Source organism: Paenibacillus luteus (genome assembly GCF_006542765.1).
Classification (GTDB): domain Bacteria; phylum Bacillota; class Bacilli; order Paenibacillales; family Paenibacillaceae; genus Pristimantibacillus; species Pristimantibacillus luteus.
In genome coordinates, this window is the sequence record NZ_SKCD01000012.1 from 21,995 (window position 1) to 36,866 (window position 14,872).

The 14,872-nt window shown below is 47.8% G+C and carries 15 protein-coding genes and 8 tRNA genes; 4 read left to right on the plus strand and 19 right to left on the minus strand.

Going from position 1 to position 14,872, the window contains the following annotated elements:
• Positions 1-61: 61 nt before the first annotated feature.
• A complete protein-coding gene (locus E0496_RS11500) occupies positions 62-784 on the plus strand; it encodes a FadR/GntR family transcriptional regulator (protein ID WP_141501843.1) in 723 nt (240 codons plus the stop codon).
• Between the two features lie 840 nt (positions 785-1,624).
• Here the strand turns inward: E0496_RS11500 and E0496_RS11505 are convergent.
• The 4 genes from E0496_RS11505 to E0496_RS11520 are packed head-to-tail and all read right to left on the minus strand — an operon-like array spanning position 1,625 to position 5,915.
• On the minus strand, positions 1,625-2,560 hold the full coding sequence (locus tag E0496_RS11505) for a DUF1861 family protein (protein WP_141501844.1): 936 nt from the start codon (positions 2,558-2,560) through the stop codon (positions 1,625-1,627).
• A gap of 16 nt (positions 2,561-2,576) precedes the next feature.
• Positions 2,577-3,656 (minus strand): mannose-1-phosphate guanylyltransferase, encoded by a 1,080-nt coding sequence (locus E0496_RS11510; protein WP_141501845.1) that lies wholly within the window; start codon positions 3,654-3,656, stop codon positions 2,577-2,579.
• Positions 3,649-4,746: a glycosyltransferase gene (locus E0496_RS11515; protein ID WP_141501847.1), complete on the minus strand. Its 1,098-nt coding sequence runs from the start codon at positions 4,744-4,746 to the stop codon at positions 3,649-3,651. The genes E0496_RS11510 and E0496_RS11515 overlap by 8 nt, the downstream gene beginning before the upstream one ends.
• Positions 4,746-5,915, minus strand: coding sequence for a glycosyltransferase family 4 protein (locus E0496_RS11520; protein ID WP_206669750.1), 1,170 nt, complete (start codon positions 5,913-5,915; stop codon positions 4,746-4,748). The genes E0496_RS11515 and E0496_RS11520 overlap by 1 nt, the downstream gene beginning before the upstream one ends.
• Before the next feature lie 381 nt (positions 5,916-6,296).
• Between E0496_RS11520 and E0496_RS11525 the strand changes: the two genes are divergently transcribed.
• Positions 6,297-6,869: a 50S ribosomal protein L25 gene (locus tag E0496_RS11525; RefSeq protein ID WP_206669751.1), complete on the plus strand. Its 573-nt coding sequence runs from the start codon at positions 6,297-6,299 to the stop codon at positions 6,867-6,869.
• 51 nt (positions 6,870-6,920) lie between these two features.
• Here E0496_RS11525 and E0496_RS11530 read toward each other — a convergent pair whose 3' ends face one another.
• From E0496_RS11530 to E0496_RS11580, 11 genes are all read right to left on the minus strand, one after another.
• Positions 6,921-7,151, minus strand: a complete 231-nt coding sequence (locus E0496_RS11530; protein ID WP_141501854.1) for a helix-turn-helix domain-containing protein — start codon at positions 7,149-7,151, stop codon at positions 6,921-6,923.
• Between the two features lie 296 nt (positions 7,152-7,447).
• A tRNA-Leu gene (locus E0496_RS11535) sits at positions 7,448-7,532 on the minus strand.
• Positions 7,533-7,586: 54 nt separating this feature from the next.
• Positions 7,587-7,662, minus strand: a tRNA-Lys gene (locus tag E0496_RS11540).
• A gap of 49 nt (positions 7,663-7,711) precedes the next feature.
• A tRNA-Glu gene (locus E0496_RS11545) sits at positions 7,712-7,786 on the minus strand.
• Positions 7,787-7,898: 112 nt separating this feature from the next.
• Positions 7,899-8,213 carry a hypothetical protein gene (locus E0496_RS11550; RefSeq protein WP_139996005.1) on the minus strand — a complete coding sequence of 105 codons (315 nt, stop codon included), beginning with the start codon at positions 8,211-8,213 and terminating at the stop codon, positions 7,899-7,901.
• 181 nt (positions 8,214-8,394) lie between these two features.
• Positions 8,395-8,479 (minus strand) — tRNA-Leu (locus tag E0496_RS11555).
• A 46-nt stretch (positions 8,480-8,525) separates the two neighbouring features.
• Positions 8,526-8,601: transfer RNA gene (locus E0496_RS11560), tRNA-Lys, on the minus strand.
• A gap of 52 nt (positions 8,602-8,653) precedes the next feature.
• Positions 8,654-8,728, minus strand: a tRNA-Glu gene (locus tag E0496_RS11565).
• A gap of 108 nt (positions 8,729-8,836) precedes the next feature.
• Positions 8,837-8,927: transfer RNA gene (locus tag E0496_RS11570), tRNA-Ser, on the minus strand.
• Positions 8,928-8,932: 5 nt separating this feature from the next.
• Positions 8,933-9,008 (minus strand) — tRNA-Asn (locus E0496_RS11575).
• Positions 9,009-9,035: 27 nt separating this feature from the next.
• Positions 9,036-9,515, minus strand: a complete 480-nt coding sequence (locus E0496_RS11580; RefSeq protein WP_141501855.1) for a SprT family protein — start codon at positions 9,513-9,515, stop codon at positions 9,036-9,038.
• 130 nt (positions 9,516-9,645) lie between these two features.
• Here E0496_RS11580 and E0496_RS11585 point away from each other — a divergent pair, with 130 nt between their 5' ends.
• Positions 9,646-10,008 (plus strand): hydrolase/acyltransferase, encoded by a 363-nt coding sequence (locus tag E0496_RS11585; RefSeq protein ID WP_141501857.1) that lies wholly within the window; start codon positions 9,646-9,648, stop codon positions 10,006-10,008.
• A 79-nt stretch (positions 10,009-10,087) separates the two neighbouring features.
• The gene (gene cmpA / locus E0496_RS11590; RefSeq protein WP_141501941.1) at positions 10,088-10,231 is read left to right on the plus strand and encodes a cortex morphogenetic protein CmpA; all 144 of its coding nucleotides are present in this window, start codon (positions 10,088-10,090) and stop codon (positions 10,229-10,231) included.
• Positions 10,232-10,417: 186 nt separating this feature from the next.
• Here cmpA and E0496_RS11595 read toward each other — a convergent pair whose 3' ends face one another.
• From E0496_RS11595 to E0496_RS11610, 4 genes are all read right to left on the minus strand, one after another.
• Complete coding sequence (locus E0496_RS11595) at positions 10,418-11,098, minus strand: nitroreductase family protein (protein ID WP_141501858.1); 681 nt, start codon at positions 11,096-11,098, stop codon at positions 10,418-10,420.
• Positions 11,099-11,380: 282 nt separating this feature from the next.
• Positions 11,381-11,827 (minus strand): RrF2 family transcriptional regulator, encoded by a 447-nt coding sequence (locus E0496_RS11600; RefSeq protein ID WP_175598047.1) that lies wholly within the window; start codon positions 11,825-11,827, stop codon positions 11,381-11,383.
• Positions 11,828-11,928: 101 nt separating this feature from the next.
• Positions 11,929-14,187, minus strand: coding sequence for a Tex family protein (locus E0496_RS11605; protein WP_421923697.1), 2,259 nt, complete (start codon positions 14,185-14,187; stop codon positions 11,929-11,931).
• Positions 14,188-14,210: 23 nt separating this feature from the next.
• Complete coding sequence (locus E0496_RS11610) at positions 14,211-14,870, minus strand: MBL fold metallo-hydrolase (protein WP_338325846.1); 660 nt, start codon at positions 14,868-14,870, stop codon at positions 14,211-14,213.
• Between the last annotated feature and the right edge of the window lie 2 nt (positions 14,871-14,872).

The following is a 14,872-nucleotide window of genomic DNA, read 5'->3' on the forward strand; positions in this document are numbered from 1 at the left end:
ATACAATAAAATAAAGCAATGTGAAAGAAGAAATATGAATGACAAGCAGAGGATGACGTGAATGGAAGCTAATCATAAACGGCCGCTCAAAAGCCACGAGTGGGTCATGAACGATATTAAGCGCCAACTGCAGGCCGGAGAGCTTGTACCTGGGGATCGTCTGTCCTCCGTTACCGAGCTCGCTTCTTCCTATGGCGTGGGACAGTCCACCATCCGTGAAGCCTTGAGCGCGCTCAAGGCAATGGGCATGCTGACGATCCGCCAAGGCAGCGGCACCTATGTGAGTGCACCGCAGGAAGCGACTGCTCCTCCATCCTTTATGAACGATGAGCTGTGGGCCAGCAGGGCAACCAGCCTACGACATATATTGGAGGTTCGCAAAATGCTCGAAACCGGCTGCGCTGCGCTGGCAGCGACCAACCGGACCGATGCAGATGTAACAGCGTTAGCAGCGATCATTGCGAGCATGCGCGAACAGCTCGACGACGAGGCTTTTAACGAGCAGGCTGATATTCAATTCCATCAACAGCTGGCGGCCGCGACTCATAATCCGATTCTGACGGAAATGATGGAGTCCTTATCCGCTAAGCTTCATGACAGTATGCGGGATACGCGGGCGCTATGGTTCTACTCCCAGCGTTCCTCGGCTGAGCGACTGCTAAACGAGCACCAAGCGATTTACGAGGCTGTTTTGGAGCAAAATGCCCCATCCGCTTCACTGCGTATGGAGGAACATATCGCCAAGGTGGAGAAGGTTCTGATTACGAAGCTTAGTGAGGATTAGGAGCTGTTGGTTTAATAGTCAAAGCAGTTTGTATTATGATAAATGCATAGGATGAGAGGACTAAAGCTCCCTCTCTGATTGTAGTCAATCAACTGAAGATTCGCTGAGACAATGGCGGTTATGTGTACCGCTAGAACACTCGATCATTCGGTTGATGAGTTAATCAAACCTCCGAGACGCATTGGCAGAGAAGTTGCTTGATCGTTGAGATACTCAGTTGTAGTTCGTAGATTAGGAGAGTGATTAGTAGGTTTCTGAGGAACTTGAATATGTTGGCGCTACTATCGCTGGCTGAGGTTGCTGGTGAGACTGACGTCATTAGCTGTACTGGGGTCGGGATTGCCGGCTGCTAGAACTGATTGAATTGCTGCTCTTATAGAGCCCACTACCGTTATTAGAGTTACTGGGCTATTGAAATCACGGAAGAGTTGAATTAGTCGGCCTTAACATAAGTCTCAAACACTTAAGGTTTTTCTATATAGCGTAGAATATTGGCTAACTACAGAGAGTCTAACACGGTGTAAAACGAAACGAACCATTAACATATAATTTTTCCCGTTATTATCCCCATTTAGACCGTTATGTGCAATTAGCAGGAATTTTCCCGTTATTTCTGCCAAATTTACCTTGATGGCTGGTATAAGGCCAGATTAACGGAAGTTTTTTCCAGATAAGTCCAGTATACTTCAGATTTATCTGAAATTACAGTGAGCTTTCCAGCTAAATTGCTCCGATGTTCTACTGTACTAGCAAAAATAGACCGTTACCTTGCCAGAATGCAGGATAGCGGCTTGCCAGCCTCACCACACCCCCAAACTCCCCCCACGCCTGCTACTCCCATCACTCATATTCCGAAAAAGGATCTTCAATATCGATGCAGTGAGCTTCCGTGTCGCTCGCTCCTACGTAGAGAACTGCGCGGTTGTTGGCCTCTCGGACCAAGCCGCCGCTGAAGATCACGTCCACGAGGTCGGAACGTTTAGCCGGACCTTCCGGAAAATCACTCCGCGTGGCGATAATTTTGACCGGGGACTTCTCCCTTGTCAGTGGATTAAGCACGAATGACATCGCGTGGTAATGCAGCAGTCCTGCCTCGTCCGTATACGAGATATGGCCCAATACGCCGAGGAAACCATTTTTGAGCAAATGGATCTCATTGGCCCCGCCCCACTCATCCTTCAGAAACTGGTCGCGGAACAAGGGGGCTTGAATAATCGCCGTTTCCGATAGCTCCTCGAACGATTCCAAAATACTGAAGCCAATAACCGCTCTTGTGCCTTCAATGCCGAAGGGTCTAGAGAACACGCCGACTTCCCCAGTGGCAAGCTCACACAAACGAATGTCCTTCATATTCCACGGACCTGAAGCCGCATGCTCCAACTCATGTAGGCTCTTCCCACGATACAGTACCGTTCGCCAGCCAATGATGGATCTTAAAGGTTCCTCATCAAAATACAAAGCTACCCCGCCAAATATCCATTCCCCATCGATCCTCGTAATAAAAGGGTCCTGCAGCTGAAATTTCGGCAAATCAAGCCTAGGTGTCCACACGTTGTTCTTGCAAGTAAAAAATATGATCTCGGATTCCTCCGAGCTGCGCTCTTCCACGCGCCCGGCGATATACAGCTCGCCCTCGTTCAAGAAAGGAGCCGTAGTATTGTAGACATCCCGATCACCGACTCCGGCAAAATGAAGCTTTCTCCCTTTGCTATGAGCAGGTTGATACTCCAAAAGCAGCTCTTTGCACGTTTTCGTGATCCATTCCAATTTCATCATGGGGTAAGTGCCTCTCTTATGCGTATTCCTGCATGCCCTTTTCCTTAAGCAATTTGACGATTTCCTTTACGTCCTGCGCCTTGTCCTTGGCACAAATTAACAGCGCGTCCTTAGTATCCGCAATAATGAGGCCATCGATCCCGATAGTCGTTATTAACCGCTCTTGTCCGTAAATAATGGAATTGCGCGTTTCGATTCCAACGTAGCTCGCTTTGACGATATTGCCGTATTCATCCGGAGGGAAGATCGCGCCAAGCGCATCCCAGCTCCCAATATCATTCCAGCCAAAATCGCCTTCAATGACAACGATCTCGTCGCAGCGCTCCAAAATCCCGTAGTCAATCGAAATGTTTTGCAGCAAAGGATAGATTTCATTCATCTTATCCTCTTCCCCATCCGTGCCTATATATTCAATCAGGGGAAGCATCGTTTTGAAAAGCCTCGGCAAAAATCTTTTGAAATTTTCGATAATGCATGAGGTCTTCCAAATAAACATGCCGCTGTTCCATAAATAGTGGCCCGATTGCAAATAGGATTGCGCTTTAATAAAGCTAGGCTTTTCTACAAACTCAGCTACTTCATACACTTGACAGGGGTTCGCGAGAATCGGATCATTTTTGCAGGAGATATAGCCGTAGCCGGTAGATGGAAAGGTCGGTTTGATGCCGATCGTTACGATTTTATCCGTATCCATCGCAATGCGGCAAGCATCATCCAACGTTTTCTTGAATTTCTCTTCTTCCGTAATGTGATGATCAGAGGGGAAAACGACCATGAGTGAATCTCCGTGATTTTTCTCTATAAACAAAGCTGCCAGCAAAATGCTCGCGGCCGTATTTTTGGCAACCGGTTCTACTAGAATATTGGCATGCTGCACGCTCTTGTGCATAATGCTCTCTAGCAGCACCGCTTGGGTCCGATTGGTCACGACAATCGTATTCTCCATCGGAATTACGCCATTAAAACGTTCAATCGTATCGTTCAGCATAATATCATTCCCGCTAATGTTAATCAGCTGCTTCGGCAGCTCCTGACGGGAAAGCGGCCAGAAACGGGTACCTCCGCCTCCCGCAAGAATCGTCGCAAACTTATTCATGATGCATCACCAAATGAGCCATGCAGTAGGAAACAATATTCTCGGAGCCTTGGTTTAAATTAAGGCCCATCGCATGAATGCCATCATAGCAGCCACCTGATTCCGCATCAATTAACGATTGATTCAGCGAATTGCGTCCGTGGAACCATTCATAGCAAGCAGTCGCTAGATTGCGATAATGGGTGCTGCCTAGCGTATGATAGGCTTCCATGCAAGCAAGCAGCATTTCACAAGCCTCTATCGGCTGTTCGTCGTATAACGCCGCTTCACCGCCTCTTATCAGCCAGCCGTGGCTTCCCGCCGGTTTAAAATCCCCTTCTTTCGCAAACGTCTTTGCAACAAGAAAATCAAGGCTTCCCTTCGCTGTTTCCCTAAATTCTGTCCTATTGGAGTAGTGCGAGGCTTTGAGAAGCGCCCACGGCAGCATCGCGTTTCCGTACGTCATGCTATCCTCAAACCAGTACCATTCCTCTCCCTTATTCCCTTCATATTGCACATGCAGCCTCATGGCTAGCTCACTGACTGCCGAAATGATTCCTGCTCTTGGCAGAAAATCCGGGTCAGCCGCTTCCTTGCTGGCGTAAGGGAACTTATAGCCCAGTACATCCGGCTCCCCCAACATCGCGGTTAATCCAATAACCGTATAGGCCATTGCCCGCGGTGAGCTTAATGCGGTGATATGCGGCAGAGCCTGATTGATCATATACCGGCATGTATTTTGCAAATTATCCGGTATGGAAGGCTCCGCTAGCGCAAAACCAAGCGCCCATAAGCAGCGGCCTTGGCAATCCTCCGATCCCTTTGTTTCAAGAAAGACCCGATTATATTCCATAAAATTGCGAAAGCTTCCATCTTCATTTTGGGCATGATAGATAAAGGATAAGTAGATTTGGATCAGCCTTAGGCTTTCCGCATCTTTCCTGTTTTTGTACAGCAGCACGGCTGCAATGAGCGCTCTTGCATTATCATCCGACGTGTAGCCCTTCGACCGGTCTGGAATCCCGAATTTCGTATGCTGGAAAATCCCCGTATCATCGGTCAGCCTATTTAAATAGCCGGTTAGCAACGGTCTAGCGATCGTTTTGACCATTAAACCGCACTCCCTTTCCGCACGTAGCTGGCAGCCATTGTCTCACGGAAGAGTGCAGCATACGACTTGGCTACCTCATTCCACATCATCGTGCTTCCCAGCTCCAAGGTTTTTCGCTCCATATCCTCCTTTAGCTCGGGGTGATCTAAAATGTTCAGGATATGCTTCTCCAAAGAAGCCGAATCATGGAATTCCGCAAGCAATCCTCGGCCGTCGGCCAGCATCTCTACCGCATACCGGTACGGGGTCGAAATAATGACTCGGCCATAGCCGATTCCATAAGCCAGCGTTCCGCTAACCGCCTGATCCTTCCCAAGGTAAGGTGTCATATATATATCGGATAAGACTAACGATTGAACGACTTCCTCCTGTGTAAGATGCTTATCGACAAAAGCAACATTACGCTCAAGGCCCAGACTCGTTACCAGCTCAGTTAGCTTCGTGCGGTATACTTCACCGACCTCTTGCTTGACGACGGGATGGGTTTTGCCCCAAATGATGTACAGCGCCTCCGGATGCTTCGCAACGACGCCACTCATCGCTTGAATGGCATATTCGATTCCTTTGCCAGGGCTTAAAAAACCAAATGTCGAAAGAATTGCCCGGTCCGTATAGCCATAACGTGCTTTCAGATCGCTCCGTGATGCGGTTTGGACCAAAGGGACGCCATGGTGGAACATTTCGATTTTCTCGCGATCGATAGCATAGATTTCATTCAGATCCTGTATTTTGTTTTGCACCATCGTGACCGCTTTATAGCTCAAATCGGCAAGCTGCTTCATGATGTATCGCTGTTTAGGGCTAGGCTCGGCTAATACCGTGTGAAAAATGACGATAAACGGAACGGTCAGCTTCTCTGCCAGATCCAGCACGTATTCGCCGCTTTCGCCGCCATAGATACCGAACTCATGCTGTATGACAAGCAATTCAATATTTGATAGGTTGATTTCTAACGCTGCTTTGCCGTAATCCGCCTGGTTGAACTGATCGATTTGAACCATGACTTGATTGCCATAGGCATATGCCTTGTTATTATTGACCGCGATCATTCTTGGCGTATTAAAGTCTTGCAAACAGTCGAGCTCATTCATAAGATCCTGTGAAAAGGTAGCCAAGCCGCATTCCCTCGGCAGACTCGTGCCCAAAAATGCGATATTGCGTTTTTTCATGATCTTCTTCAAAGAAATCACTCCCATTTTTTTATATTTTATTACAATAATCCATAAAAAAAAGAAATAAAGATGTCTTTATTTCTCGTTCGGTCTATATGTGATTGGCTTCGTACCGCTTCCAAAGGATTTGTATGCGGCTGTTATCTTCCACCGTTGCTGCCGTTCCGCTCCTATCTGCTGCTCCAACCTTAACACGACCATATTTTCTTGTCAACGCGACGTAAGCTGCCTCCATTTGACATTAGGCGAACTTGTGATAAAATTAACATATGACAAGAAAATATGGTCGTTAGCGGGCTGATTACACATTCTAGTGCTAATCAGTCTTTTTTTATTGTCAGATTTACCGTACCCCATTCGATGAGGAGGCTACAAATGATGAGCAAAACCATCCAGTTAACCGAACGGGCTAATCTATCAAAATCTCAAATCAATCTGCTGAGAAAGCAAGGCCAGGTACCAGCCATTGTATATGGCAAGGACATCGGCAGCATCTCAGTGATCGTCGGGGAAAAAGCAATCATTTCCGTGATCAAGCACAATCCGCGCGCCATCCTAAATGCAGCAATTCCCGAGCAAGGGAACAAGCCTGTGTTGATTCAAAATATACAAAGAGATCCGCTTAGCAATAAAATTGTCCATGTTGATTTCTATCAATTGAATATGAATGAGAGTATGGATTCAAAAGTAACGATTCATTTCTCCGGTGAGCCGGTTGGCGTCAAAGAAGGCGGTACGCTTCAGGTAGAAATGTACGAGGTTGAGGTTCGCTGCATGCCTAATAACCTGCTTAGTTCTTTCGAGGTCGATATTAGCAGGCTTAAAATCGGTGATCAGCTGCATGTATCCGATCTTACTTTCCATGAAGGCATTGAAGTATTGTCTGATGCTGGCTCAATGCTTGTGAAGATCGCGCAAGCAAGCGCCGAAGAAATCGTCATTCCCGCTTAATTCGTCTATTAATAGCAAAGGAACCCTATACGCCATGTACAGGGTTCCTTTTTATTTATCTGTTTCTTCCTCGAATTTCACTACGATAAACTGCCCAGGGCTAACGTCAAAATACTTACAAAGCCGCCATATTAAATCCCGCGGATATTGTACCATCTCATCCTTGTACATTTTACGCACAGAATCAAAATGATAGTCGATCTCTTTGGCAAGCTGCCTAATTGATAAGGTGGGATCCTTCTCCCTCATCAATTCTTTTAAGTTGCTATGAACCCCTGCCATGCGTACACCTCCATTTATTTTAATATATATCGGCAGCGAAAGATAATCAACTGAGCATAAATAACAAAGCTTCCTCCCGCTCAATACGTAAAGCCCCTCCTCGTAACGCTACCAAACCACCTTAAACGTAGGATCATTTTAAAATATATTCAGGACAAATGGATGGTCGACGATATCTCCTTCCTTTATTGGACTCCGTAAAGGAGCTGCTTCTCTGTCCACTGTCAGGGATAATAATATTACCAGACGCAACTAAAAAACGACCCTTTCGCAAGGGTCGTTGAGTTTATTATTATTGGTGCGGTAGACAGGATTTGAACCTGCACGTCCATGGGACACTACCCCCTCAAGATAGCGTGTCTGCCGTTCCACCACTACCGCACATTTGAAGTTAATGCTTGCCTTCATTCCATTCGCTTTGAGGATCAAAGAAAATGGTGAGCCATGAAGGACTCGAACCTTCGACACCCTGATTAAAAGTCAGGTGCTCTACCAACTGAGCTAATGGCTCTCACTGTGACGTGGTCGAGCTCATTAGAGCTGGTACACATTGAGGATAATGGTGACCCGTAGGGGACTCGAACCCCTGTTACCTCCGTGAAAGGGAGGTGTCTTAACCACTTGACCAACGGGCCGTTTGCTACATGATAAGGATGTCTACCTGAGACAACAAAAATGATTATATCAGCTTCTCAGCAAAAGTACAAGCATTTTTTCGAAAATAATCAAAGCGGCAAGCCGCCCTGCTTATCCGATTGTTTCAGCTTTAAATACGTTATCGAGCTTGTCTTCGGGCGTTAATCTTTTTTTCAAAGGCACCTTAACATCTCTGCCAAGCTCTTTAAAGAAAGTTTCAACGTCACACTCGATTTTGTCGACGTAAACGGACAATACGCCTTTTTCGATGATTGCTTCGTTACCCTCAGCAGGCACCGTTACCTCGATTGAATATTTCTTCATTAAAGTGTTGCTGTAACGACCAAAAATCTCAAGCAATTCCTCGTTGTTAAATTTCCCAATGGCCGCTTGTCCTTTGTTCGTAAAGTTTAAGTTGATTTTCATATTTACAGCTCCTCTTCTCTAATGATGCATCTGTTCAGACGGTTCGAGTAACTTATAACGAAAAAACCACTCTCTAGTCAGATTTTATGATCTGAATATAAAGTGGCATCATCTATCAGAAAAGTGCATTCAGAATGACACCTTCTAAGTTCACCTATACGCATCGGCTAAGAGTAAGTTATGGTGCGGTAGACAGGATTTGAACCTGCACGTCCATGGGACACTACCCCCTCAAGATAGCGTGTCTGCCGTTCCACCACTACCGCACATTTATAAGTTAATTATCCTTCGCTTCCATTCGTATAAAACAAATGGTGAGCCATGAAGGACTCGAACCTTCGACACCCTGATTAAAAGTCAGGTGCTCTACCAACTGAGCTAATGGCTCTCGCTGTGGCAGTATCCGATCTCATTAAGAGCCCGTACACTTTAAGCATAAATGGTGACCCGTAGGGGACTCGAACCCCTGTTACCTCCGTGAAAGGGAGGTGTCTTAACCACTTGACCAACGGGCCGTATGTGTTACATCATTCATCGCTTCTCACTGCCCTGCAACCTTGAGTGGCAAATAAAAAAGACCGGATGAACGGTCTTCCCGTTACAAACACTTGTGAGAAAAAATGTGGCGGAGAGAGAGGGATTCGAACCCTCGCACCACTTACGCAGTCTAACCCCTTAGCAGAGGGTCCCCTTGAGCCACTTGGGTATCTCTCCAAATCTGGCTCCCCGAACAGGACTCGAACCTGTGACAACTCGATTAACAGTCGAGTGCTCTACCAACTGAGCTATCAGGGAAAAGTAAAAGTGACAAGTAATAATATATCATGTGGAACTTTCATTGTCAATCGATTTCAACAATAATTTTCCGCGGCATTTTCCACACACATATTTGGCCGGATCTACCTTCCGTTTACGCAAATATTCCATGCTGCAATTGCGGCAGATCAGCTTGTACCGAAACGGCTGCTGCTTGCGCTGTGCGCGTTCAGGAAGCGACTGGCAATAGCGTGAACCTCCAACATGGGCAAGCAGCTGCTTGAAATCAGCATCTCGGTGCTGGTATCCCCGCTTCATAATATGCAAATGATAATGGCATAGCTCATGCTTGATAATTTTTTCCGTTTCCTCTGGACCAAACACAGTAAGCTGATGCGGACTAATCTCAATATGATGCGAACGCGTAAAATAACGTCCGCCTGTCGCTTTCAATCGGCTGTTGAAAGTCGCATGATGCAAAAAAGGCCGACCGAAGAAAGTCATTGAAATGCGTTCAACCCATTGCTGCAAAGCCTCATTGTTCATTGATTATTCTCCCCCAACTACTTGAATTTTAAAGCTGCGATACGCTACACTGTCAAGTAGGAATTATTAAATCGATGAAATATCGGCAAATGACGGACGGTAACATACCGAGGGGAGACCAAACACGATTATGGCAACTATGCGCTATGTCTTACTGAAACAAAATGACAGCATTTTTTTCGTTGAAATGCCCGCTTCGCACGCTTATCAGCTTAGCGCGCTCAACCTGCGGCTCCATAAAGAAATTGACAAGCTCACCGCAGAACATATTCCTAATCTGCCTTATGCTGTAGCGGAATGCAACGATGTGGAATTGCATGATACCAGCATCGCCATTGTTTCTGGCCTTGATTACATTAACAGCCTGGAACAGGATTTTGCAGCGGTAAAAGAAAAAGCGTACCCTCTGATCTCGCTTTTGACCGAAATTCGCGCGCTTCAAGCACAGCTTGAGCAGTGGTACGAAGAGTACGAAGAAGAACAGAGCATTTAGAGTGGACCTGCACGGTCAATCGCCCTCCCCCATATTGTAGTATTACAACAAGTCAGCCCCTGGGAGGAGGACGATGCGTATGCCACAGTGGCTGTGCAATCAACTCATGCGCGCATTTCAAAAGAAAGATCGCAGACAAATCAAGCTTCTGAACGACTGCTGGTATTTTTATCGCAATAAACAAAGTCCGAAGGAACAAATCAGCGGTACCGATTTCCAATGATCGATTCCGATCGGATCACATAACCGCAAGTTTACGTCACTTTGATTAAAAGAGCAGTACTTCTTGCGGCAAATATAAGCGAAGTTATCTATGCAAAGCGCATAACTACTTATATTGGTACAACAAAAACCGGCCTCCGCCTAACCGCGGGGCCGGTTTTGTTATTTTATACGCAATCCTGCACGATTAAGCTTTAAATTCATTGAAAGAAGTAATGTCCTCAAGCGGCAGACGAGTTGTTGGATGTCCAGCAGCTGCTGCTTTACCGATTGGCAGCACCAGGGTTGGCACATAACGCTCCGAAATGTTGAACAGCTCTTTCAGTTGCTCCTTGTTGTAGCCGCCCATAGGAACGGTATCGTAGCCTTTAGCGCGCGCTGTAAGCATGAGCTGCATGGCAATCAGGCCCGTATCGAAGACTACGATATCCCTCAAGCGCTCTGCTGGAAGGCTTGAATACATGTTAGTGGAATTAGTAATAAAGGTATTAGCGACTTCTTCTGTCATATAACCGGCTTTAGCAGCAGCGCCGTAAATTTTCTCAGACAGTGTGTACATTTCCAAATCGCCTAGAACGACTATGATTGCAGAAGCTTCCACTACTTGCTGTTGATTAAATGCGATAGGAAGCAGCTTTTGTTTAAGCTCAGGATCAGTAATGACTAGAAAGCGCCAAGGCTGCATGTTAGAGCCTGAAGGTGCTTTTGTGGCGATCTCCAAAATTTCACGGATCTCCTCATCTGAAATGACAACATTGCTATCGTATTTGCGAACGGAGCGGCGCTCGTCAAGCACGGTGAAAAAAGCAGGCTGAGCATTTTCATTTGTTTGAACGCTTACTTGTGAATCAATTTGAGTGTTAGACATTGGGTTTCCCTCCAAAGGATATTTTTAAAAATATAAGACTGTATATGTTTTACATCATAAAGCAACCTTATATTTCTACGAGAAACGGATACCATTCTCTTGCAGAGGACGGCAAGCCATTTCTTCTTGTCTGTGCATCATTTTACTCAGTATAGCTGAAAAATAATACTGTGTTTTTAGCTGCACAGTTAACAGCGCAATTAACTGTATCATTTATATACACAGTATAAGGTCGCGAATATGCGTTTGTCAATTGACTAACTTTGTTATTTTTTATGCCTATCAAGGACGGTAAGTCCACGTTCTTTCCGCAAGCTGGGCAATCGTATGCTGCTTGAGCGTTTCGATCGTCTTCTCTTCAATTTCATTTGCGATATCAACAAACGCCGATTGCATGCGCAAACCCGAATCCTTCGTGCATACGGTATCCAGCATGCCGCTGCAGAGCGGTTCTCCGACTTTGAGAGCCAAATACACCTCGGCCAGGGTAAGCGATTCTGGAGCCCGCTTCAGCCGGTATCCGCCGTCGCGGCCTTCCTTCGTTTCAATCAGCTGCGCTGCCGCCAGCTTCGCAAGTACTTTGCGCAGCTGCGTTGCCTCTGACTTTAAACAGTCGGCGATGGCAGCGCTGGGGTAAATCTCCGATTTGCGCGATAAGATCACAAGCGCCTGCAGTGCCAGCCCAAACCATTTGGGGTGTGCCGTGCTTGAAGCCCTGTCTGTTTTCATAGTCATCTCACTCCTTTTGCAGGGTAGTTGGCGATGCCCATGCTTCTAGATTAAGTATAAAGGGCTTGCCTTTGGCAGGCAAACCCTTTATCTGGTCTTGTCTATACTGGCTTGCGCATCGTTAAGCTTACGCGTCCTTTTTTCTCATCCACGCTCAGAACCCATACTGTCACCGTATCGCCAACTGACACGACGTCCATCGGACGCTTGACGAATTTGTCGCTTAGCTGGGAAATGTGAACGAGCCCATCGTTTTTGATGCCGATATCGACGAAAGCGCCAAAATCAATTACGTTGCGAACCGTGCCATGCAGTTCCATGCCCGGCTTTAAATCTTCGATATTCAGAACATCCGTGTGGAAAATCGGCGGAGGAAGTTCTTCACGCGGATCACGACCCGGACGAAGCAAGCTATCCATAATATCACGAAGTGTAGGCACGCCAACGTCAAGCGTAGAAGCCGTCTGTTCCACGTTCAGCTCTGTCAGCTTCGTCTTCAGCTCGTCCGTACCAAGCTGCTTCAGGGTAAGCCCCAGCTCTTTAAACAGCTTGTCTACAACATCATAGGACTCCGGATGAATCGGCGTGCTGTCGAGCGGATTGACAGGCTCTACGATACGCAGAAAGCCGATGCACTGCTCATAGGACTTGGCGCCAAGGCGCGGTACTTTCTGAAGCTGCGTGCGCTTGGCAAAGCGGCCGTTCTCATCGCGGTATTTGACGATGTTTTTGGCGATCGTTCCATTAATGCCCGCCACATAGGACAGCAACGAGGCAGAGGCGGTATTCACATCGACACCGACATGGTTAACCGCCGATTCGACCACCCCGCCAAGCGACTCATCCAGCCGTTTCTGGCTGACGTCATGCTGGTATTGCCCAACGCCAATAGCCTTTGGTTCGATTTTCACGAGCTCAGCGAGCGGGTCCTGAAGCCTGCGTGCTATCGACACTGCGCTGCGCTCCGCCACGTCAAGCTCCGGAAACTCTTCCTGAGCAAGCTTGGAGGCCGAATAGACGCTTGCGCCCGCTTCGTTGACAATAATGTACTTCAGCTCCGCGCCGCCCGCAGAGGCGGCTTTGCGCTTGCCTATCAGGGTTGCGATAAACTGCTCGGTTTCCCGAGAAGCGGTACCATTTCCGATAACGATCAGCTCGACCTTATACTTGTCAATCAATCCGTTAATCAGCTTCTCAGCTTCGGCTACCTTGTTGTTTGGCGGCGTTGGATACGATACCGCTACTTCAAGCAGCTTGCCGATATCATCAATAACCGCCAGCTTGCAGCCCGTCCGGAAAGCCGGATCGACACCAAGCACGATATTTCCTCTGACCGGCGGCTGCAGCAGCAAATTGCGAAGATTCTCTGAGAAAATCGAAATCGCATGCTCTTCTGCTTTTTCCGTCAGCTCGCCTCGCACCTCACGCTCAATAGAAGGCGAAATCAACCGTTTATAGGAATCCTCCATAACCGCAACAAGAATATCACGAACGGACTGGGCCGTCCCATTTCGAAGCAGCTTGCGCTGGATATGCTCGTGGATACGCTCAGCGGGCACATCAAAGTTTACGCGCAGCACTTCTTCGCGCTCCCCCCGGTTAATGGCCAGCACCCGGTGTGGCGGCAGCTTGCGAACCGGCTCCTGGTAGCTGTAGTACATTTCATAAACCGATTCCTCGGCGGCGTTTTTCGCATCGGTTTTGATCAGCGCCTGATCGAACGTGAATTTACGCACCCACGCACGTATCGACGCATCATCCGCGATATTTTCCGCAAGGATATCCATAGCTCCATTCAGTGCATCCTGTGCGGTCGGAACGCCCTTCTCTTCATTCACGTAACGTGATGCTTCCGCAAGCGGATCAGCGATTCGGGGCTGCGACCACAGCCACACAGCTAATGGCTCCAGTCCTCTTTCCTTTGCTACGCTAGCCCGGGTTTTCCTTTTTTGCCGGTAAGGCCGGTACAAATCCTCAATTTCCTGCAGCTTAACCGACTGGTTGATTGCTTTGCGCAGCTCCTCGGTTAGCTTGCCTTGTTCATCGATCAGGCGGACAACCTCGCGCTTTCGCTCCTCAAGGTTACGCATATATTGCAGCTTCTCTTCGATCGACCTTAGGTCGTTCTCATCGAGCTCGCCCGTCATTTCCTTGCGGTACCTTGCAATAAACGGAATCGTATTGCCTTCATCCAGCAAGCTGACCGCTGATTTCACTTTTGAAATGGGAATGGACAACTGCGCGGCAATGCCATTCATGATTCGCTGGCTCTCGGCCGCTTTCTGCTCATCCGTCAGCTTCGCTTTGCCCGTGCCTTCTTCTGCTTCGTCTATCCATTGTTTTGCCTTTGTATCCGCCAAACGTCATGCCCCTTCCTTAAACCTCATGCTCCCGTATACGGGTTGTTTGCCATCTCGAAGCCAATCGTTGTCCGTCCGCCGTGCCCCGGGTATACAATGACATCTGGGTTTAGCTTGTACAGCTTCAGTCGAATGGAATCATATAGATCGCGCTCGCGCCCGCCAGGCAGGTCTGTCCGGCCAACAGACATTTTGAACAGCACATCGCCGGAGAATAAATGGTTCCCGCAAAGGAGGCTGATGCTTCCAGGCGAATGCCCCGGCGTATGCATGACACGGAAGTTTAAGCCAAGCAGCTTTAAGGTCTGTCCTTCCGCAAGCGCGTATTCCGCTGGATCCGTTGATAGCGGTGGCGTAACGTCCTGCCATCGCATCGAACCGTTCTTGCGCGGATCGGTCAGCCAATCCGCTTCCAGGTCATGTATGTATACCGGGCAGCCAGCGGCCTTGCGCAGCTCATCCACCCCGCCCATATGGTCGAAATGCGCATGAGTCAGCAAGATCGCCTCCACCTTGACGCCTTCCAGCCGCTCAAGCAGTTTTCTCGGATTCATGCCCGGATCAATAACGATAGCACGCTCCACAGGCTGTCCGCCTTCCGAGGAAGCCGATTCCGTCACGCTAATCAAGTAAGCATTCGTTTGCAAAGGCCCTAATGTAAAGGTTTCTATTTTCATGTTCATAC

Excerpts from the sequence above, each read along its gene's own strand:
- E0496_RS11500 (WP_141501843.1), top strand. The coding sequence starts at position 62 with ATGGAAGCTAATCATAAACGGCCGCTCAAAAGCCACGAGTGGGTCATG.
- E0496_RS11505 (WP_141501844.1), bottom strand. The coding sequence starts at position 2,560 with ATGATGAAATTGGAATGGATCACGAAAACGTGCAAAGAGCTGCTTTTG.
- E0496_RS11510 (WP_141501845.1), bottom strand. The coding sequence starts at position 3,656 with ATGAATAAGTTTGCGACGATTCTTGCGGGAGGCGGAGGTACCCGTTTC.
- E0496_RS11515 (WP_141501847.1), bottom strand. The coding sequence starts at position 4,746 with ATGGTCAAAACGATCGCTAGACCGTTGCTAACCGGCTATTTAAATAGG.
- E0496_RS11520 (WP_206669750.1), bottom strand. The coding sequence starts at position 5,915 with ATGAAAAAACGCAATATCGCATTTTTGGGCACGAGTCTGCCGAGGGAA.
- E0496_RS11525 (WP_206669751.1), top strand. The coding sequence starts at position 6,297 with ATGAGCAAAACCATCCAGTTAACCGAACGGGCTAATCTATCAAAATCT.
- E0496_RS11530 (WP_141501854.1), bottom strand. The coding sequence starts at position 7,151 with ATGGCAGGGGTTCATAGCAACTTAAAAGAATTGATGAGGGAGAAGGAT.
- E0496_RS11550 (WP_139996005.1), bottom strand. The coding sequence starts at position 8,213 with ATGAAAATCAACTTAAACTTTACGAACAAAGGACAAGCGGCCATTGGG.
- E0496_RS11580 (WP_141501855.1), bottom strand. The coding sequence starts at position 9,515 with ATGAACAATGAGGCTTTGCAGCAATGGGTTGAACGCATTTCAATGACT.
- E0496_RS11585 (WP_141501857.1), top strand. The coding sequence starts at position 9,646 with ATGGCAACTATGCGCTATGTCTTACTGAAACAAAATGACAGCATTTTT.
- cmpA (WP_141501941.1), top strand. The coding sequence starts at position 10,088 with ATGCCACAGTGGCTGTGCAATCAACTCATGCGCGCATTTCAAAAGAAA.
- E0496_RS11595 (WP_141501858.1), bottom strand. The coding sequence starts at position 11,098 with ATGTCTAACACTCAAATTGATTCACAAGTAAGCGTTCAAACAAATGAA.
- E0496_RS11600 (WP_175598047.1), bottom strand. The coding sequence starts at position 11,827 with ATGAAAACAGACAGGGCTTCAAGCACGGCACACCCCAAATGGTTTGGG.
- E0496_RS11610 (WP_338325846.1), bottom strand. The coding sequence starts at position 14,870 with ATGAACATGAAAATAGAAACCTTTACATTAGGGCCTTTGCAAACGAAT.